The sequence below is a fragment of the Achromobacter sp. 18P8.1.1 genome (assembly GCF_057799415.1).
On the sequence record NZ_JBYOKH010000068.1, the window covers coordinates 1 to 19,035 of the forward strand.

At 64.4% G+C, this 19,035-nt stretch carries 20 protein-coding genes; 17 read left to right on the forward strand and 3 right to left on the reverse strand.

The features are described 5' to 3' along the window. From AC27VE_RS28235 to AC27VE_RS28255, 5 genes are all read left to right on the forward strand, one after another. The coding region (locus tag AC27VE_RS28235; RefSeq protein WP_488705593.1) for an ABC transporter substrate-binding protein at positions 1 to 1,438 on the forward strand (1,438 nt) is incomplete at its 5' end. A gap of 156 nt (positions 1,439 to 1,594) precedes the next feature. Then, a complete protein-coding gene (locus tag AC27VE_RS28240; RefSeq protein WP_488705594.1) occupies positions 1,595 to 3,394 on the forward strand; it encodes a gamma-glutamyltransferase family protein in 1,800 nt (599 codons plus the stop codon). A gap of 91 nt (positions 3,395 to 3,485) precedes the next feature. After that, the gene (locus tag AC27VE_RS28245; protein ID WP_488705595.1) at positions 3,486 to 4,460 is read left to right on the forward strand and encodes a diacylglycerol/lipid kinase family protein; all 975 of its coding nucleotides are present in this window, start codon (positions 3,486 to 3,488) and stop codon (positions 4,458 to 4,460) included. Beyond that, a complete protein-coding gene (locus AC27VE_RS28250) occupies positions 4,457 to 5,251 on the forward strand; it encodes a metallophosphoesterase family protein (RefSeq protein WP_488705596.1) in 795 nt (264 codons plus the stop codon). The genes AC27VE_RS28245 and AC27VE_RS28250 overlap by 4 nt, the downstream gene beginning before the upstream one ends. Then, positions 5,248 to 6,015, forward strand: a complete 768-nt coding sequence (locus AC27VE_RS28255) for a phosphatase PAP2 family protein (protein WP_427961778.1) — start codon at positions 5,248 to 5,250, stop codon at positions 6,013 to 6,015. The genes AC27VE_RS28250 and AC27VE_RS28255 overlap by 4 nt, the downstream gene beginning before the upstream one ends. Here AC27VE_RS28255 and AC27VE_RS28260 read toward each other — a convergent pair. Genes AC27VE_RS28260 through AC27VE_RS28270 form a run of 3 tightly spaced genes read right to left on the reverse strand, consistent with a single transcriptional unit; the run spans position 5,986 to position 7,465 of the window. Further along, complete coding sequence (locus tag AC27VE_RS28260) at positions 5,986 to 6,414, reverse strand: NAD(P)-binding domain-containing protein (protein ID WP_488705597.1); 429 nt, start codon at positions 6,412 to 6,414, stop codon at positions 5,986 to 5,988. The genes AC27VE_RS28255 and AC27VE_RS28260 overlap by 30 nt on opposite strands. Further along, positions 6,411 to 6,854: a PaaI family thioesterase gene (locus AC27VE_RS28265; RefSeq protein WP_315526702.1), complete on the reverse strand. Its 444-nt coding sequence runs from the start codon at positions 6,852 to 6,854 to the stop codon at positions 6,411 to 6,413. Before AC27VE_RS28265 ends, AC27VE_RS28260 begins: the two co-directional genes overlap by 4 nt. Further along, a complete protein-coding gene (locus AC27VE_RS28270; RefSeq protein WP_488705598.1) occupies positions 6,851 to 7,465 on the reverse strand; it encodes a TetR/AcrR family transcriptional regulator in 615 nt (204 codons plus the stop codon). The genes AC27VE_RS28265 and AC27VE_RS28270 overlap by 4 nt, the downstream gene beginning before the upstream one ends. A gap of 461 nt (positions 7,466 to 7,926) precedes the next feature. Here AC27VE_RS28270 and AC27VE_RS28275 point away from each other — a divergent pair, with 461 nt between their 5' ends. The 12 genes from AC27VE_RS28275 (at position 7,927) to nuoK (ending at position 19,026) form a co-directional block, all read left to right on the forward strand. Continuing rightward, positions 7,927 to 9,078, forward strand: coding sequence for a porin (locus AC27VE_RS28275; protein ID WP_488705599.1), 1,152 nt, complete (start codon positions 7,927 to 7,929; stop codon positions 9,076 to 9,078). Positions 9,079 to 9,375: 297 nt separating this feature from the next. Continuing rightward, complete coding sequence (locus AC27VE_RS28280; protein ID WP_006217959.1) at positions 9,376 to 9,735, forward strand: NADH-quinone oxidoreductase subunit A; 360 nt, start codon at positions 9,376 to 9,378, stop codon at positions 9,733 to 9,735. 40 nt (positions 9,736 to 9,775) lie between these two features. After that, the gene (locus tag AC27VE_RS28285) at positions 9,776 to 10,252 is read left to right on the forward strand and encodes a NuoB/complex I 20 kDa subunit family protein (protein WP_006217960.1); all 477 of its coding nucleotides are present in this window, start codon (positions 9,776 to 9,778) and stop codon (positions 10,250 to 10,252) included. A 76-nt stretch (positions 10,253 to 10,328) separates the two neighbouring features. Then, entirely contained in the window at positions 10,329 to 10,955 is a 627-nt protein-coding gene (locus tag AC27VE_RS28290) for an NADH-quinone oxidoreductase subunit C (RefSeq protein ID WP_488705600.1), read from the forward strand. Between the two features lie 3 nt (positions 10,956 to 10,958). Continuing rightward, a complete protein-coding gene (locus AC27VE_RS28295; RefSeq protein ID WP_280025679.1) occupies positions 10,959 to 12,215 on the forward strand; it encodes an NADH-quinone oxidoreductase subunit D in 1,257 nt (418 codons plus the stop codon). Between the two features lie 47 nt (positions 12,216 to 12,262). After that, on the forward strand, positions 12,263 to 12,757 hold the full coding sequence (gene nuoE, locus AC27VE_RS28300) for an NADH-quinone oxidoreductase subunit NuoE (RefSeq protein WP_006217963.1): 495 nt from the start codon (positions 12,263 to 12,265) through the stop codon (positions 12,755 to 12,757). Further along, entirely contained in the window at positions 12,754 to 14,121 is a 1,368-nt protein-coding gene (nuoF, locus tag AC27VE_RS28305; RefSeq protein WP_006223755.1) for an NADH-quinone oxidoreductase subunit NuoF, read from the forward strand. The genes nuoE and nuoF overlap by 4 nt, the downstream gene beginning before the upstream one ends. Positions 14,122 to 14,136: 15 nt before the next feature. Then, positions 14,137 to 16,464 (forward strand): NADH-quinone oxidoreductase subunit NuoG, encoded by a 2,328-nt coding sequence (nuoG, locus tag AC27VE_RS28310; RefSeq protein WP_488705601.1) that lies wholly within the window; start codon positions 14,137 to 14,139, stop codon positions 16,462 to 16,464. Continuing rightward, positions 16,464 to 17,537, forward strand: a complete 1,074-nt coding sequence (gene nuoH, locus AC27VE_RS28315) for an NADH-quinone oxidoreductase subunit NuoH (RefSeq protein ID WP_427961763.1) — start codon at positions 16,464 to 16,466, stop codon at positions 17,535 to 17,537. Before nuoG ends, nuoH begins: the two co-directional genes overlap by 1 nt. 21 nt (positions 17,538 to 17,558) lie before the next feature. Further along, positions 17,559 to 18,047, forward strand: a complete 489-nt coding sequence (gene nuoI / locus AC27VE_RS28320; protein ID WP_006223758.1) for an NADH-quinone oxidoreductase subunit NuoI — start codon at positions 17,559 to 17,561, stop codon at positions 18,045 to 18,047. A 17-nt stretch (positions 18,048 to 18,064) separates the two neighbouring features. Beyond that, entirely contained in the window at positions 18,065 to 18,721 is a 657-nt protein-coding gene (locus tag AC27VE_RS28325; RefSeq protein WP_315132499.1) for an NADH-quinone oxidoreductase subunit J, read from the forward strand. Further along, positions 18,718 to 19,026, forward strand: coding sequence for an NADH-quinone oxidoreductase subunit NuoK (nuoK, locus tag AC27VE_RS28330; RefSeq protein ID WP_006217969.1), 309 nt, complete (start codon positions 18,718 to 18,720; stop codon positions 19,024 to 19,026). The genes AC27VE_RS28325 and nuoK overlap by 4 nt, the downstream gene beginning before the upstream one ends. Positions 19,027 to 19,035 lie beyond the last annotated feature (9 nt).

A 19,035-nucleotide genomic window follows, 5' to 3' on the forward strand; every position in this document is an offset into this window, starting at 1 on the left:
GTCCACCTTGCGGATCGGCCTGCAGGACGACCCGGACGTGCTGGACCCGGGGCGCGCGCCCACCTTCGTGGGCCGCATCGTCTTCGCCTCGCTGTGCGACAAGCTCGTGGACATCACGCCCGACCTGAAGATCGTGCCTCAGCTGGCGCAGTCCTGGACCATCGGCCCGGACAACAAATCGCTGACGTTCAAGCTGCGCACGGACGCCGTGTTCCATGACGGCACGCCGGTCAACGCCGCCGCCGTCAAGGCCAACCTGGACCGCGCCCGCACCCTGCCCGACAGCAACCGCAAGAGCGAACTGGCCACCGTCGCCAGCGTCGACGCGCCCGATGCCAATACCGTCGTGCTGAACCTGTCGGAGCCGGACGCCTCGCTGCTGTCGCAACTGTCCGACCGCGCCGGCATGATGATGTCGCCTGCCACCTTCGACAAGGATCCAGGCGGCAAGCCCGTGTGCTCGGGTCCGTACCAGTTCAAGGAGCGCGTGCAGAACGACCGCATCGTGCTCGAGAAATTTCCTAAATACTGGGACGCCGCGAACTATCACTTCGACCGTCTGGTCTTCACGCCCATCCCCGACAACACCGTGCGCCTGAACAACCTGCGCGCGGGGGACCTGGACATCATCGAGCGCGTGGCGCCCAGCGATGCCAAGGCCGTGAAAGACGACAGCAACCTGCGCCTGGCGCCGGTGACCGGCCTGGGTTTCCAGTCGATCTCGGTCAACCTGGGCAACGGCGCGCGCGCCAACAACCCGCTGGCCAAAGACAAGCGCGTGCGTCAGGCGCTTGACCTGGCGATCGACCGCGACGTGCTGAACCAGGTGATCGGCGAAGGCATGTTCCAGCCCGCCTACCAGCCGTTCCCGCCTGCCAGCTTCGCCTACAACACCGCCTTTGAACACAAGGGCCGCGACCCGAAGAAGGCGCAGGCGCTCTTGAAGGAAGCCGGCTTTGACCGCGTGAAGTTCGAGATCACCTTCGGCAACAACACGACCATGCAGCAGGTGTTCGAACTGGTGCAGGCGATGGGCGCCGAAGCGGGCTTCGACATCACGCTGCGTCCGGTGGAATTCGCGTCGCTGCAATCGTCGCTGGCGCGCGGTGATTTCGAAGTGGGCCAGAGCGGCTGGTCGGGCCGCGTCGATCCCAGCGGCAACATTCACCAGTACCTCAGCTGCAAGGGCAACCTGAACGACGGCAAGTTCTGCGACGCCGGCGTGGACAAGCTGCTGAACGACGCCCGCGCCGAAGCCGATACGGCCAAGCGCCGCGCCATGTACGACCAGGTGCTGACGTCCATGCAGGACCAGCGCCCCATCGTTTACCTGTTCTACCTGCCGTGGACCTTCGGCGTGCAGAAGAAGGTGGACGGCTTCGTCGCCTACCCGGACGGCCTGATCCGCCTGAAGGGCGTCAAGGTTTCCGCTAAGTAGGTCCACCCTCTACCCGCTTGCGCGGGCCCCTTCGAAGGGGGCGACACCTGCGGACCGGCGGAGCCGGCTCCGCGGTGTCCCGGATTGGGAGGCACCGTTTGATTGCGACGGTTGGATCGCTGGTGCCTCGGATCTGACAACCATACAGGACTGCTTATGTTCACCACTCGCCCGGAAATCCTCGGCACCTTCGGTGTCGTGACCTCTACCCATTGGTTGGCCAGCGCGGCGGGCATGTCGCTGCTGGAACGCGGCGGCAACGCGTTCGACGCCTGCGCGGCATCGGCGTTCGTGCTGCAGGTGGTCGAGCCCCACCTGGTCGGCCCGGCCGGTGAAGTGCCCGCGGTGTTCTATTCAGCCCGGACCGGGCGCGTCGAGGTGCTTTGCGGCCAGGGCACGACGCCTGCCGCGGCCACGCTTGAACGCTACCGCGCCGAAGGGCTGAAGCTGATCCCCGGCAACGGCCTGCTGGCCACCGTGATCCCGGGCGCGTTCGACGCCTGGATGCTGCTGCTGCGCGACCATGGCACGATGCGCGTGCGCGACGTGCTGGAGCCCGCCATCTATTACGCCGAGCATGGCCATGCGCTGATGCCGCGCATTTCCAACACTATCGCCGGCCTGAAGGACTTTTTCGAAACGCATTGGCCGACCACTGCCCAGGTCTACGTGCCGGGCGGCAAGGTGCCCGAAGCCCGCAAGCTGTTCCGCAACCCGGCGCTGGCCCGCACCTGGACCCGCGTGCTGAAGGAAGCCGAGGCTGCCGGCGCGGACCGCGAACGTCAGATCGAAGCGGCCCGCGACGCGTTCTATCGCGGCTTCATCGCCGATGAGATCGACAAGTTCGCGCGCAACACCGACGTCATGGACGAAAGCGGCACGACTCACCGCGGCGTCATCACGGCAGCCGACCTCGCGGGCTGGTCGGCCAGCTACGACCAGCCGCTGACCTACGACTATCACGGCTATACCGTCGCCAAGGCTGGCGCCTGGAGCCAGGGCCCGGTTTTCCTGCAGACGCTGGCCTTGCTGAAAGGCATGGACCTGGCCGGCGTCGGCCCGAACAGCGTGGAATTCATCCACCGCGTCACCGAAGCCATGAAACTGGCGTTCGCCGACCGCGAGGCCTACTACGGCGATCCGGCCTTCATCGACGTGCCGCTGGCCCATCTGCTGTCCGACGAGTACAACGCAGAACGCCGCGCGCTAATCGGCGAATCCGCTTCGCACGACTTGCTGCCAGGCCTGGTTCCCGGCTTCGAGGCGCAGGTGGCGCGCGTCATGGACACGCTGGAACGCCTGTCCAAGGTATCCGCGCCCGGCAGCGCCACCAACGAACCGACGCTGGCCGACATGCGCGCCTCCGCCAAACGGGGTGACACCACGCATGTGGACGTCATCGACCGCTGGGGCAACATGATCTCGGCCACGCCCTCGGGCGGCTGGTTCCAGTCTTCGCCGGTGATCCCGGAGCTGGGCTTCGGCCTGAACACCCGCGCGCAGATGTTCTGGCTGGAAGAGGGGCTGCCCGGCACGCTCGCCCCGGGCAAGCGTCCGCGCACCACGCTGACGCCTTCGCTGGCGCTGCGCGACGGCAAGCCTTATCTGGCGTTCGGCACGCCGGGCGGCGACCAGCAGGAACAATGGCAGCTGCTGTTCTTCCTGCGCCACGTGCATCATGGGCTGAACCTGCAGGAAGCGATCGACCTGCCCATGTCCCACACCATGCACTTCCCCACGTCCTTCTATCCGCGCGACCGCAAACCGGGGCATCTGGCAGTGGAAGCCAGCTTCGGTCCCGAGGTCATCGACGGCCTGCGCCAGCGCGGACACCAGATTGAGGAAGTGCCCGAGTGGTCCGTGGGCCGCCTGACCGCCGCTTCGCGCGACGAGGACGGGCTGCTGCATGCCGCGGCCACGCCGCGCTTGATGCAGGCCTACGCCATCGGTCGCTGACCGGGGGCGGGGGCGCCCGATGCGCGGCCTTGCGGGCCAGGCGCATCGGGCCGCCTTGCGGCGATTTGCCGGCATGGGCTATCTTTCTCCCATGACGTCATCCCAGCAGCGCCCGGCAACCGGGGCGCAATCCCTGACGGGACAAGAACCGCTTTTCATCGTCCTCAACACCGGATCGGGGCGCGGCGACGCGCAGGTCCTGCAGGACACCATCCGCCGCATCCTCGACGAGGCGGGCCGGCGCTACACGCTGATGCCCGTCGACGACCCGTCCCGGCTGACCGAAACGGCGCAGTCCGCCGTCAAGCGCGCGCAAGCCGAGCAGGGCGTGGTCATCGCCGCTGGAGGCGACGGCACGCTTAACGCTGTGGCCGGCACCGTGCTGGGCCAGGGCGTGCCCTTCGGCATCCTGCCCCAGGGCACGTTCAATTACTTCGGACGCAGCTACGGCATCTCCCAAGACACCGAAGTCGCCTTGCGCGGCTTCCTGCAGGGCCATTTGCAGCCGGTGCAGGTGGGGCACCTCAATGGCCGGCTGTTCCTGGTGAACGCCAGCCTGGGCCTGTACCCCACCTTGCTGGAAGACCGCGAAGCCTACAAGCAGCGTTTCGGCCGCAGCCGGCTTGTGGCGCTGTGGTCGGGCATCGTCACCTTGCTGCGCGCCCCGCGCCAGCTCAGGCTGCAACTGGAATACGAAGGCCGGGCGCGCGACCTGCGCTCGCCCACGCTGGTGGTCGGCAACAACAAGCTGCAACTCGAGCACATCGGTATCGAATCCCAGGAATTGGACCGCGGCCGCCTGGTGGCGATGGCGGCGCGTCCGGTCGGCACGCTGGCGCTGTATGGCTTGCTGGTGCGCGGCCTGTTCAGCCGGCTGGGCGACGCGGAACACGTGATCAGCTTCGCCTTCGACCGGCTGACGGTCCACATCCGGGGGCGCAGCCGCGTCAAGGTGGCGATGGACGGCGAAATTTCCTGGATGAACACGCCGCTGGAATTCAAGGTGGCCAGCGAAAAGCTGCCGCTCGTGGTGCCGGCCGACTCGCAGTACCTGGATCGCTCATGACGCGCATCCTGCAGTTATCCGACACGCATTTCGGCACCGAGCGCAAGCCCGTGGTCGAGGCCGCGCTGGACCTGGCCCGCTCGCTGAACCCGGATCTGGTCGTGCTCAGCGGCGATATCACGCAGCGCGCGCGGCGCGGGCAATTCGCCGCGGCCCGCAAATTCATCGAACGCCTGTCGCTGCCGGTGCTAGCCGTGCCGGGTAATCACGACATTCCGCTGTTCAACGTGTTCGCGCGGGCCCTCAACCCGTATGGCAACTACAAGCGCGCGTTGGGCGCGGTGCTGGAGCCCGTGTTCGAGAACCCCGGCCTGCTGGCCATCGGCGTGAACACCACGCGGCCCCGGCGCCGCAAGGACGGTGAAATCTCCGATACGCAGATCGCCCGCGTGGCCCAGCGCCTGCGCCAGGCCCGCCCGGGCCAGTTGCGGATCGTGGTGGCGCACCACCCGGTGCGCGCCAAGGTCGAATCCGATCTCTCCAATCTGCTGATCGGGCGCGAGCGCGCGCTGGCGGCCTGGGCCCAGGCGGGCGTCGACCTGATCCTGGGCGGGCACATCCATCTGCCCTATGTGCTGCCGTTGACGGCAGCCGGCCAATCCGCCGGCTGGATCGTCCAGGCGGGGACTGCCTGCTCCCAACGTGTCCGGGGCAGCGTGCCGAACTCGGTCAATGTAATCACGCGCGAAGGCGAGGGCGGCCAGGAAGCCTGCCACGTCGAGCGCTGGGACTACGCGGCGGGTACGCATGCGTTCGCGCCGGTCGACAAGACGCTGGTGACGCTTTTATGACCGATGCGTGGGCGGCGTGGGCAGCGTCCCACGCCTTGGAATTGTTCATCGTGCTGCCGCTGCTTGCCGGCGGGGCCGCTTTCTGGATCATGCGCGCTTACGTCGGCCGGCCCCGGCGGGCCCGCCAGGCGATCTACGCATCGTCCCTGGCCGTGTGGTTGTTGCTGTTCCTGGGGCTGGCGATGGCAGTGCAGCGCCAGGGCGGCATCGTCGCGTTCGATGGCGCTTTGGCCGATGCCCTGAGCATGACCATGGATACCTCGCTGCTGTGGCTGCTGTCCTGGTTCACCTATCTGGGCGACCGCAATTTCCTGACGGTGCTGAGCGTGCTGATGACGCTCTATCTGCTCTGGACAGGCTGGTGGCGGCTGGCGGCGTTCTGCGCGATTGCCACCGGCGTGGGCGGCGCGATCAACTGGTTGCTCAAGCACACCTTTGAACGGGTGCGGCCGGAACACGATCACGGTTACGCCACGGTGGCTGGGTGGAGTTTCCCCAGCGGCCATGCGTCGGCCGCGATGGCCGTCTACGGCACGGCCTGCTACCTGGTGTGGCGGCTGGCACCGCCCGCCTGGCGATGGCCTTGCGTGGCGGTCTCTGCCGCGCTGATCATGGCGATCGGGCTCAGCCGCATCCTGCTGCAAGTCCATTTCGCCAGCGACGTCGTGGCGGGCCTGGCGGTCAGCCTGGCCTGGCTGTCGGTGTGCGTGGCGGTGGCCGAACGCCACTGCACGTCACGCCGGGCAGAGCAAGACCTTCAGTAGCCGCGCGCCTGCGTCGTCCGACGCTCCGCTCAGGACGGGGGTGTAGCGTCCGCCCGCCCCGGCAATCGCCAGGCCCAGGCGTCGCGCCTGCTCGGCGGGGGGAGGTGCCAGGTCGATGATCTGCTTGCCAGCGACAAGCGCCGTGACTTCGCCGTCGCTGAAGCGTTCCAGCGTACGGTCGATCTCGCGTTCCCGCGGCAGCGCCAGCACGATAGTGTCTGATTCCGCTAGGGCCTCGCGGGCCGAGGTGGCCAGCGTGGCCGAACCGCGGAAGTCCTCGCAGCGTTCGGGATCGATGTCGTAGACGGTCAACGCGATGTCCGGCTCGGCCTCCAGCAGGCGCCGGGCGGCCAGGGTGCCGGTGACGCCCATCCCCACGATGCTGATGCGCGGGCTCATGGCTTCGGCACGGACCACGTGCTCACGATATGGGCCAGGGGCTCGTCCGAGCCTTCACCGGTCAGGATGACTTCGCCGGCGGACAGGCGTCCCACCTTCAGCAAGCGGGCGTCGGCATAAATTGCGCCGGCGGGGCTCTTGCGCAGGAAATTGATGGTCAGGCTGGCCGTCACCGCGTGCGCCTGGCCGGTCGCGCCCACCACGGCGGCATACATGGCCAGGTCGGCCAGGCCCATCAGCATGGGGCCCGCCACGATGCCGCCCAGTCGCTGGTGCGCGTCCCGGGCCGGCAGCACGGCACGCGCCGTGCCGCGGCCGATACGCAGGATGTCGATCCCCAGCAGCAGCGAAAAGGGATGCTGGTCGGCCAGCAGGATGTGGAAGTCGGCCAGGCTGATCAGCGGGGCGTCGCTATCGGCGGCCAGGACGGTTGCGGTCATCGTTGCTCCAGGGCGAGGCAGTAGTTGTCCAGCAACGCGTCCGCGTGCTGGCCCAGGGATTTCAGGCGATGGGTGTGCAGCAGCAGCAACAGCCCCATCAGGTACGTGAAAAGATTCATCTGCTCGATCTCCACGGTCGGGCTGTCCCAGCCTTTGGTGCGCGCAAGCGCGCCGCCCAGCAGGTCCACGCACTGGCGCAGCCGGGCGTTGAGCTTTTCGTCCATTTCTCGGCCGAGGCCGCGCGGCCCCAGCCCCTGGAACAGATACATGCCCAGGGAAAAATCGGTCTGCCGCTCGGCGTAGTAGCCGAAGAAGGCGCGGATCGTGCGCCGCGCGGCAGCCGGCGCATCGCCGGTGCCCGCCGCCTCGGCCAAGTGCGCGTGCAGCCGTTGCAGCGATTCATCGAGCAGCGCGCCGTAGATGGTCTCCTTGCCGGCGAACCAGGGGTAGATGGCGCCGGTGGTGCAGCCGGCCTCCTTGGCGATCGCCCGGATCGTGGTCTTCTCCAGCCCGTCGCGCTCGAACACGCGTTGCGCGGCGTCCAGGATCAACTGGCGGCGCAGGGCGCTCAGGCGTTCATTGCGGTCGGTACGGGCGGTCGGGGAGGGCATGTGGGGCACGGCAGCAGCACGGGAACAGGCTCGATAATATCGACGATTTTTATTAATAACAATGTTATTGGGTGTTCCTCTACGGGCTACGCCAGGCCGGTGGCCCACAGGGTGGGCGAGCCAGGCTTACAGCGAAAAGCGCGCCGAAGCCGGTCAGAAAGCCGGTTGAAAGCGGCAGGCTAAAATGGCCTGAATAATTAGGGGCAGGGCTGAAAGTCGCATGGATACGGGCTTGCCTGTTTAGCTAAGGGAAAGCCCTAGCAGCTTTGGCGCCATGTCCGCGCGATGTTGCAAGATCCCAACAGGGGTGCCGCAAACCTGCACTTTTCTGACTCCGACCATAGCCAGTCCCCCCGATTTTTGATGCAATAGCGTCAACTTCCCTTCGCGGAGTTAGGGGGGCGGCAGGCTGGTTTGCTGGATTGCTGCTCTTGTCACTCAAATCAACGGAGATTTCTTAAATGAAAAAGACTCTGCTCGCTGCCGCCCTGCTCGCCGGTTTCGCCGGTGTCGCCCAGGCAGAAACGTCTGTCACCCTGTACGGTATTATCGACACGGGTATCGGCTACAACAAGGTCAAGGCGGATGGCTACAGCGCCAGCCGCATCGGCATGATCAACGGCGTGCAGAACGGTTCGCGTTGGGGCCTGCGTGGTTCGGAAGATCTGGGTGACGGCCTGCGCGCTGTTTTCCAACTGGAATCCGGCTTTGATTCGGGCAACGGCTCGTCCGCTCAAGGTGGCCGTCTGTTCGGTCGTCAAGCTACCGTCGGTCTGGCCAGCGACAGCTGGGGTCAACTGGACTTCGGTCGCCAAACCAACATCGCGTCGAAGTACTTCGGCTCGATCGATCCGTTCGGCGCTGGCTTCGGTCAAGCTAACATCGGCGTTGGCCTGAGCTCGACCAACACCGTTCGCTACGACAACATGGTCCTGTACCAAACCCCGTCGTTCAGCGGCTTCCAATTCGGCGTCGGCTACTCGTTTAGCGCCGATGACACGAAGGATGGTCGTGAAAACCCGATCACCGGCGTTCGCCCGGCTGCCCAAACTGGCTTCCGTACTGCCGACAACACCCGTGCCATCACGGCTGGTCTGCGCTACGTCAACGGCCCGTTGAACGTTGCTCTGTCGTACGACCAACTGAATGCTTCGAACAACCTGCCGCAAGCTGCCGTGGACGCAACCCCGCGCTCCTACGTCATCGGCGGTTCGTATGACTTCGAAGTGGTCAAGCTGGCTCTGGCCTACGGTCGCACGACCGACGGCTGGTTCGGCGGCCAAAGCGCCCCGAACGGCGCTGGCATCACCGGCTTCGGCGGCAGCGTTTTTGCTGACGGCTTCAAGGCCAATTCGTACTTGGTCGGCCTGTCCGCCCCGATCGGCGGCGCAAGCAGCCTGTTCGGTTCGTGGCAAATGGTTGACCCCAGCAACAACAAGCTGACCAACATCGCTGGTGCTGACGAGACGATGAACGTCTTCTCGCTGGGCTACACCTACGACCTGTCCAAGCGCACCAACCTGTACGCCTACGGTTCGTACGCCAAGAACTACGCCTTCATCGACGACGCCAAGTCGACCGCTGTCGGCGTCGGTATCCGCCACCGCTTCTAATCCAACGCAGGGCGCAAGCCCTGTCTGGATTCAAAGCGCAAGCGAACGAACGGGCTTCGGCCCGTTCGTATAAAGCCACCTTCAGGGGTGGCTTTTTTTTGTTCTAAAGTCTGATTTTTCGCATTACGCGGGTGCTTGTCAGTAGAGTCCTGTATCCTTGCAACTCTGTCTCGAAAACTGCCATTGTTCCATTTGAGGAATGCAGTCTTTCACCTGCTATTCAAGCTACAGAGTTCAGCCAGAAGTAACCACGCGAATGCTACAATCCTAAGGTTTGCGCATTTGACGGACGCCTGAATGAACCTGCAACAGTATTTTCCCGTCCTGCTGTTTATCGTAGTGGCCACCCTTATCGGGTTCGCGCTTCTAACGGCCGGCTCCCTCCTTGGCCCCCGGCGTCCCTACGCTGAGAAGCTGTCGCCCTACGAGTGCGGCTTCGAAGCGTTTGAAGACGCCCGTATGAAGTTTGACGTGCGCTACTACCTGGTGGCGATTCTGTTCATTCTTTTCGACCTGGAAATCGCGTTCCTGTTCCCGTGGGCCATTGCCCAAGGCACAGTCGGGCTCGTCGGTTTCTGGACGGTCATGGTTTTCCTAGCCGTGTTGACCGTCGGCTTCATCTACGAATGGAAAAAGGGCGCGCTGGATTGGGAATGACCCCTCCGGGTTTTTTCTCAGCACGCTATCAGAGACGAATATGGCTATAGACGGCATTCTCAAGCAAGGGTTCATCACAACCAGCGCCGACAAGTTCCTTAATTGGGCGAAGACCGGCTCCATGTGGCCCATGACCTTCGGTCTGGCCTGTTGCGCGGTCGAGATGATGCACGCGGGCGCGGCCCGCTACGACCTGGACCAGTTCGGCATCATCTTCCGGCCCAGCCCGCGTCAGTCCGATCTGATGATCGTCGCTGGCACGCTGTGCAACAAGATGGCGCCGGCGCTGCGCAAGGTCTATGACCAGATGCCCGAGCCGCGTTGGGTGGTTTCCATGGGCTCCTGTGCCAATGGCGGCGGCTACTACCACTACTCGTATTCGGTGGTTCGTGGCTGCGACCGCATCGTACCGGTAGACGTCTACGTGCCGGGCTGCCCGCCCACGGCCGAGGCGCTGGTCTACGGCTTGCTGCAAATGCAGAACAAGATCCGTCTGACCAACACGATTGCGCGCTGAGCCTTCGCCCCGCCCGGCGGCAGTCGTTGCCGCGGGCCCTGCGAAACCAGCGTATCGGTTCACCTAAGCGTACAAGATGATGACCAGGCTCGAAACCCTGAAAAACAATTTGCAGACCACCCTCGGCGCGGAAATCGCGCTGACCGAGGCGTTGGGCGAGCTGACGCTCGAAGTGCCCGCGCAGCAGTGGTTCTCCGTCTGCAACAAGCTGCGCACCGAAGCCGGCCTGCGCTTTGAAACCTGTATCGACCTCTGTGGCGTCGACTACCTGACCTGGGGCAACGGCACGCGCCAGCTGCCCGAGGAATCCACCGCCAAGATCCACCGCTCGCGCTTTGCCGTGGTGATCCACCTGCTCTCTATCGAGAACAACTGGCGCCTGCGTGTCCGTACCTGGGTCACGGACGACGAATTCCCCGTGGTCGCATCGCTGATGGAATGCTGGCCGGCCGTGGGCTGGTTCGAACGCGAAGCCTTCGACCTGTACGGCATCGTCTTCGAAGGCCACCCGGACCTGCGCCGCATCCTGACCGACTACGGCTTCATCGGCCATCCGTTCCGCAAGGACTTCCCGCTGTCGGGCACCGTAGAAATGCGTTACGACCCCGAACAACGGCGCGTCATTTACCAGCCGGTCACGATCGATCCGCGCGAGATCACCCCGCGCGTGGTGCGCGAAGACTCCTACGGCTTGGGGCGTTAAATCATGGCAGAAATCAAGAACTACACGCTCAACTTCGGTCCTCAGCATCCGGCCGCGCACGGTGTGTTGCGCCTGGTGCTGGAACTGGACGGCGAAGTCATCCAGCGTGCCGACCCGCACATCGGCCTGTTGCACCGCGCCACCGAAAAGCTGGCCGAGCACAAGACCTACATCCAGGCGCTGCCCTACATGGACCGCCTGGACTACGTGTCCATGATGTGCAACGAGCACGCCTATGTCATGGCCATCGAAAAGCTGCTGGGCGTCGAAGCCCCGCTGCGCGCCCAGTACATCCGCGTCATGTTCGACGAGATCACGCGTCTCTTGAACCACCTGATGTCGCTGGGTTCGCACGCGCTGGACGTGGGCGCCATGGCGGTGTTCCTGTACGCCTTCCGTGAACGCGAAGACCTGATGGACTGCTACGAAGCGGTCTCGGGCGCGCGCATGCACGCGGCCTACTACCGCCCAGGCGGCGTCTACCGCGATCTGCCGGACACGATGCCGCAGTACGGCGACACCAGCAAGTACCGTGGCGACAAAGAAATGCGCATCATGAATGACGCGCGTTCGGGCTCGCTCCTGGACTTCATCGAAGACTTCACCAACCGCTTCCCGGCCTGCGTCGACGAGTACGAAACGCTGCTCACCGACAACCGCATCTGGAAGCAGCGTCTGGTGGGCATCGGCGTGGTCGATCCCGACCGCGCCAAGGCGCTGGGCTTCACCGGCCCGATGCTGCGTGGCTCGGGCGTAGCCTGGGACTTGCGCAAGACGCAGCCCTACGAAGTCTACGATCTGCTCGATTTCGACATCCCCGTGGGTGTCAACGGCGACTGCTACGACCGCTACCTGGTCCGCATCGCTGAAATGCGTGAAAGCAATCGCATCATCCGCCAGTGCGTGGAATGGCTGCGCAACAACCCGGGTCCGGTCATGATCGAGAATCACAAGATCGCCCCGCCCAAGCGCACCGCCATGAAGACCAACATGGAAGAGCTGATTCACCATTTCAAGCTCTTCACCGAAGGTTTCCACGTGCCCCCGGGCGAGGCGTTTGCCTCGGTGGAGCACCCCAAGGGCGAATTCGGCATCTATCTGGTGTCGGATGGCGCCAACAAGCCTTACCGCCTGAAGATTCGGGCCCCCGGCTTTGTCCACCTGCAAGCGCTGGACGAAATGTCGCGCGGTCACATGATCGCCGACGCCGTCACCATCATTGGTACGCAGGACATCGTTTTCGGCGAGATCGATCGCTGATCCGCCCAGACAGTCACGAGCACGCCCGCATAACCCGGATTCAAACTATGCTGCTTTCCGAACAGGCCTACCAGAAAATCGACCGAGAACTCGCGAAGTTCCCGGCCGACCAGCGGCAGTCCGCCATCATGGCCTCGCTTGCCATCGCGCAAGAAGAGAAGGGCTGGTTGGCTACCGAAACTATTGAAGATGTGGCCAATTACATTGGCGTCCCGCCCATTGCGGTGCAGGAAGTCGCCACGTTCTACAACATGTTCGACGTCAAGCCCGTCGGCAAGAACAAGATCGCCGTCTGCACCAACTTGCCCTGTGCCTTGCGCGATGGCGACCGTGCCGGCGAATACCTCAAGCGCAAGCTGGGTGTCGACTACCGTCAAACCACCGCCGACGGCCAGTTCACGCTGGTTGAAGGCGAATGCATGGGCGCTTGCGGCGATTCCCCCGTGCTGATCGTGAACAACAAGCATATGTGCGTGCGCATGACCGACGAGAAGCTGGACGCGCTGGTCGCGGCCCTCAAGGTGCAAGGAGAGTCGGCATGAACGCGCCCGACCTGTACAAGCAGTTCGCGCAAGGGTTGGATCCCAACCCGCTGAACGACGTGTCCAACTCGATGTGCCTGCACGGCCGGCACATCCAGCCGCAGATCATGGCGGACGTCGACGGCGAGAACTGGCGCCTGGCCGACTACGTCAAGCGCGGCGGCTACGAAGCCCTGAAGAAGATCCTCACTACCGGCCTGAAGCCGGAAGACGTGATCGCCGAAGTCAAGGCGTCGGGTCTGCGCGGCCGTGGCGGCGCGGGCTTCCCGACCGGCCTGAAGTGGAGCTTCATGCCGCGCGCGTTCCCCGGCCAGAAGTACCTCGTCTGCAACTCGGACGAAGGCGAGCCGGGCACGTTCAAGGACCGCGACATCCTGCGCTTCAATCCGCATATCGTGATTGAAGGCATGGCGATCGCGGCCTACGCCATGGGCATCAGCGTCGGCTACAACTACATCCACGGCGAAATCTTCGAAGTCTATGAGCGCTTCGAAGAAGCGCTTGAAGAGGCGCGCGCCGCCGGCTTCCTGGGCGACAAGCTGCTGGGTTCGGATTTCAGCTTCCAGTTGCACGCGTTCCACGGCTACGGCGCCTACATCTGCGGCGAAGAAACCGCGCTGCTGGAATCGCTGGAAGGCAAGAAGGGCCAACCGCGCTTCAAGCCGCCGTTCCCGGCCAGCTTCGGCCTGTACGGCAAGCCCACCACGATCAACAACACCGAAACGTTCGCGGCGGTGCCGTGGATCATCCGCAACAGCGGCCAGGCCTACCTGGAAGTCGGCAAGCCGAACAACGGCGGCACCAAGCTGTTCTCGATCACCGGCGACGTCGAACGTCCCGGCAACTACGAGATCCCGCTGGGCACCCCGTTCTCGACGCTGCTCGAACTGGCAGGCGGCATGCGCGGCGGCAAGAAGCTGAAGGCCGTGATCCCTGGCGGATCCAGCGCCCCGGTGCTGCCGGCCGACATCATCATGGAATGCACGATGGACTATGACTCCATCGCCAAGGCCGGCTCGATGCTCGGTTCTGGCGCTGTGATCGTCATGGACGAAACGCGCTGCATGGTGAAGTCGCTCTTGCGCCTGTCGTACTTCTATTTCGAGGAAAGCTGCGGCCAGTGCACGCCGTGCCGCGAAGGCACCGGCTGGCTCTACCGCATGGTGCATCGCATCGAAAACGGTCACGGCCGTCCGGAAGATCTGGACTTGCTGGACAACGTGGCAGGCAACATCATGGGCCGCACCATCTGCGCCCTGGGTGACGCCGCCGCCATGCCCGTCCGTGGCTTCCTCAAGCATTTTCGCGACGAATTCGCGCACCACATCGAGCATAAGTCTTGTGTGGTCCCGCAATATCTGTAGGTCTCAGGAACAGCAATGGTTGAACTAACCGTCGACGGCAATCAGGTCGAAGTGCCCGAAGGCAGCATGGTCATGCATGCCGCTCAGAAAGTCGGGCTTTACGTGCCGCATTTCTGCTACCACAAGAAACTGTCCATCGCGGCCAACTGCCGGATGTGCCTGGTTGAAGTGGAAAAAGCGCCCAAGGCGTTGCCCGCCTGCGCCACGCCCGTGACCAACGGCATGGTCGTCCACACCTGCTCTGAGAAGGCTCGCGCCGCTCAGAAGTCGGTGATGGAATTCTTGCTCATCAATCACCCGCTCGACTGCCCGATCTGCGATCAGGGCGGCGAATGCCAGCTGCAGGATCTGGCCGTGGGCTACGGTGGCTCGTCCTCGCGTTATCAAGAGGAAAAGCGCGTCGTTTTCCACAAGGACCTGGGTCCGCTGGTTTCCGCCGAGGAAATGAGCCGCTGCATCCACTGCACCCGCTGCGTGCGCTTCGGACAGGAAATCGCCGGCGTCATGGAGCTCGGCATGCTGGGCCGTGGCGAACACTCCGAGATCACGACCTTCGTGGGCCGCTCGATCGAGTCCGAACTGTCGGGCAACATGATCGACATCTGTCCGGTGGGCGCGCTGACCTCCAAGCCCTTCCGCTACAGCGCCCGCACCTGGGAACTGGCTCGCCGCCGTTCGGTCAGCCCGCACGACAGCCTGGGCGCCAACCTGGTGGTCCAGGTCAAGGGCGACCGCGTGATGCGCGTGGTTCCGTTCGAAGACGAAGCCGTCAACGAATGCTGGATCAGCGACCGCGACCGCTTCTCGTACGAAGGCTTAAACAGCGACGACCGCCTGTCCGCCCCGATGATCAAGGGCACGGACGGCAAGTGGCAGGAAGCCTCGTGGGCCGACGCCCTGCAAGCCGTGGCCCAAGGCCTGTCGCGTGTGCGTGACAGCTTCGGCGCCGGCCAGATCGGCGCGCTGGCGTCGGAATACGCCACCACCGAAGAATATGCGCTGCTGGGCCGCCTGGTCCGCGCGCTGGGCTCCGAGAACATCGACTTCCGCCTGCGCCAGACCGATCCGGCGTTCGACGCCGCTCTGACCGGCGCACCGTGGCTGGGCATGCCCATCGCCGAACTCGACAACCTGGACCGCGTCCTGGTCGTCGGCTCGTTCCTGCGCAAGGACCACCCGCTGATGGCGCAACGCCTGCGCCAGGCTGCCAAGCGCGGTACGCAGATCCTGATGGTCGACAGCGCCGCTGACGATCCTCTGATGCCCGTCGCCGCCCGCATCACCGTTGCACCGTCCGAACTGCCGCGCGCGCTGGCCGAAGTGGCCGTTGCCCTGGCGCAAACCCGCGAACAAGCCGTGCCGGCCGAATTCGCCTCGGTCACCCCGGGCGAGAACGCCAAGATCATTGCCGCGAGCCTGGCTTCCGGCGCCAACACCGCCGTGCTGATGGGCAACCTGGCTGTCGCCAGCGCCCAGGCTTCGACGCTGGCCGCCAACGGCCGCGCCGTGGCTGACCTGGCCGGCGGCAAGTTCGGCTTCCTGACCTCCGGCGGCAACACCGTCGGCGGTTACCTGGCCGGCGCCGTTCCGGGCAAGGGCGGCAAGACCGCCGCCGCCATGCTGGCCGAGCCGCTGAAGGCCTACGTCGTGCTGCACGCCGAGCCGCTGCTGGATGCCGACAACGGCCAGCAAGCCATCGCCGCGCTGCGTGGCGCGCAGTTTGCCGTCGCCCTGACGCCGTACCGTTCGGCCGCTGCCGAATGGGCCGACGTCATGCTGCCGGTGTCGCCGTTCACCGAAACCTCGGGTACGTTCGTCAACGCGCAAGGCCTGGCCCAGAGCTTCAAGGGCACGGTCACGCCGTTGGGCCAGACGCGCCCGGGCTGGAAGGTCCTGCGCGTGCTGGGCAACGTCCTGCACCTGGCTGGCTTTGACGACGAGACCTCCGAATCCGTGCGCGACGCCGCGCTGGCCGGCGGCATCGAAGGCCGCTTGTCCAACGACTTCAAGGCGCCGTTGGGCCTGGGCCAAGCCGCAAGCGGCCTGGAACGCGTGGCTGACGTGCCGATCTACCGCACCGACGCCATGGTCCGCCGTTCGGAGCCGCTGCAAGCGTCCCCGGCCTCGAAGAAGCCGGCTGCCGCCATGAACGGCCGCACGCTCGCCAGCCTCGGCCTGACGGCCGGCGTGAAGGTGCGCGTCGCGGGTGCGCAAGGCGCCGTTGAACTCGAAACCGTGCAGGATGATGCCGTGGCCGATCGCGCCGTGCGCATTTCCGCAGCCTTTGAAAACACCGCAGCCCTGGGTGGCGCATTCGGTCAACTCAGCGTGGAGCGTGCCTGATGGAATGGCTTAATGTTCTTGAGAGCCACGGGCAGGCATTGCTGGGCCCGACGGTCTGGATGGTCCTCTGGACCCTCATCAAGATTGTGATCATCGCCGTGCCGATCATTCTGTGCGTCGCGTACCTGACGTACTGGGAACGCAAGATGATCGGCGCCATGCACGTGCGCGTGGGCCCGAACCGCGTGGGTTTCAAGGGGTTGCTGCAACCGTTTGCCGACGTGTTCAAGCTGTTGACGAAGGAAGTCGTCGTCCCCAGCCAGGCCAACAAGGTGCTGTTCGTCGTGGCCCCAGTGGTCACGCTGATGCCCGCGCTGGCCGCCTGGGCCGTCGTGCCCTTCGGTCCCGAAATCGTGCTGGCCAACGTCAACGCCGGCCTGCTGTACATCATGGCCATCACGTCCATCGGCGTGTATGGCGTGATCGTGGCGGGCTGGGCGTCGAACTCCAAGTACGCGTTCCTGGGCGCCTTGCGCGCCTCGGCGCAGATGCTGTCGTACGAACTGGCCATCGGCTTCGTGCTGGTAACGGTGCTGCTGGTGTCGGGCAGCTTGAACATGTCCGAGATCGTCAACGTCCAGAACCGCGGCTGGTTTGCCGACAAGGGCCTGACGTTCATGTCGTGGAACTGGCTGCCGCTGTTGCCGCTGTTCGTGATCTACGTCGTCGCCATCGTCGCCGAAACCAACCGCCACCCGTTCGACGTGGTGGAAGGCGAATCGGAAATCGTGGCCGGCCACATGGTCGAGTACTCGGGTATGGCCTTCGCCCTGTTCTTCCTGGGTGAATACGCCAACATGATCCTGCTGTCCTGCATGGCGTCGATCATGTTCCTGGGCGGCTGGGCTTCCCCGATCGACATTGCGCCGCTGACCTGGATCCCGGGCTGGATCTGGCTGGGTCTGAAAACGTTCGTCGTGGTCTCGTTGTTCGTGTGGTTCCGGGCGTCGTTCCCGCGTTACCGCTATGACCAGATCATGCGTTTGGGTTGGAAAATCTTCATCCCGCTGACCGGCGTTTGGCTGGTCGTGGTGGCGATCTGGATGCAGACGCCCTGGAACATTTGGCGCTAAGCCGCCAGGCAGAGGCAGGATATGGAAGCGATCAAAGATTTCTTCGGCAGTCTGATGCTGACCGAGTTGCTCAAGGGCATGCGCCTGACGGGCAAGTACTTTTTCAAGCGCAAGGTCACCTTGCGTTATCCGCAGGAAAAGACGCCTACGTCGGCGCGTTTCCGCGGCCTGCACGCATTGCGCCGCTACCCCAACGGGGAAGAGCGCTGCATCGCGTGCAAGCTGTGCGAAGCCGTGTGCCCGGCCTTGGCGATCACCATTGAATCGGAACAGCGCGATGACGGCTCCCGCCGCACCACGCGTTACGACATCGATCTGACCAAGTGCATTTTCTGCGGCTTCTGTGAGGAAAGCTGCCCCGTGGACTCGATCGTGGAAACCCATATCCACGAATACCACGGTGAAAAGCGCGGCGACCTGTATTTCACCAAAGACATGCTGCTCGCCGTGGGCGACCGCTACGAAGCTGACATCGCCCGCCGCCGGGCCGACGACGCTCCTTACCGTTGAAGCCCAGGGTCTGATCCATGACTTTTACCACTGTCCTTTTCTACATACTGGCCGCCGTGCTGGTGATCGCGGCGTTCCGCGTGATCACCGCGCGCAGTCCGGTCACCGCTGTTCTGCACTTGATCCTGGCGTTCTCCAACGCCGCCATGCTGTGGATGTTGTTGGGCGCCGAATTCCTGGCGCTGCTGCTGGTGCTGGTGTACGTGGGCGCCGTGATGGTGCTCTTCCTCTTCGTCGTGATGATGCTGGATATCCGCATGGACACCATGCGCCAGGGCATGAAGACCTACCTGCCTTTGGGCCTGGTGATTGGTCTGGTGCTGGTGCTGGAAATGTCGTTCGTGCTGGGTTCCACCTGGTACGGCTCGGGCCCGCAAGCCCCGGTCGCCGGCGACTACAACAACGCCCGCGCGCTGGGCGAAGTGATGTACACGCAATACGTCTACGCCATTGAAGTCGGCGCCGCGCTGCTGCTGGTGGGTATGGTCGCCGCGATTGCGCTGACCCTGCGCCGCCGCCGCGACGTGAAGTACAACGACCCGGTGGCCGCGGTGCGCGTCCGTGCGAAGGATCGTTTCCGCATGGTGGACATGCCCGCCCAGAGCGACCGTGCCCAGGCCAAGCGCGACGCCGCGAACGGCGTTGCCGCTGCGCCCCAAGGAGAAAAAGAATGACGCTGACGCTGGCCCACTATCTGATCCTCGGGGCGATCCTGTTCGCCATCGGGATCTTCGGCATCTTCCTGAACCGCCGCAACCTGATCATTCTCTTGATGTCCATCGAGCTCGTGCTCCTGGCCGTCAACATGAACTTCGTGGCGTTCTCCAGCTGGTTCGGCGACACCGCCGGCCAGGTGTTCGTGTTCTTCATCCTGACCGTGGCCGCCGCTGAAGCGGCGATCGGCCTGGCCATCCTGGTGCTGCTGTTCCGCAACCTGAACACGATCAACGTTGACGAACTCGATCGCCTGAAGGGCTGACGGGGTATT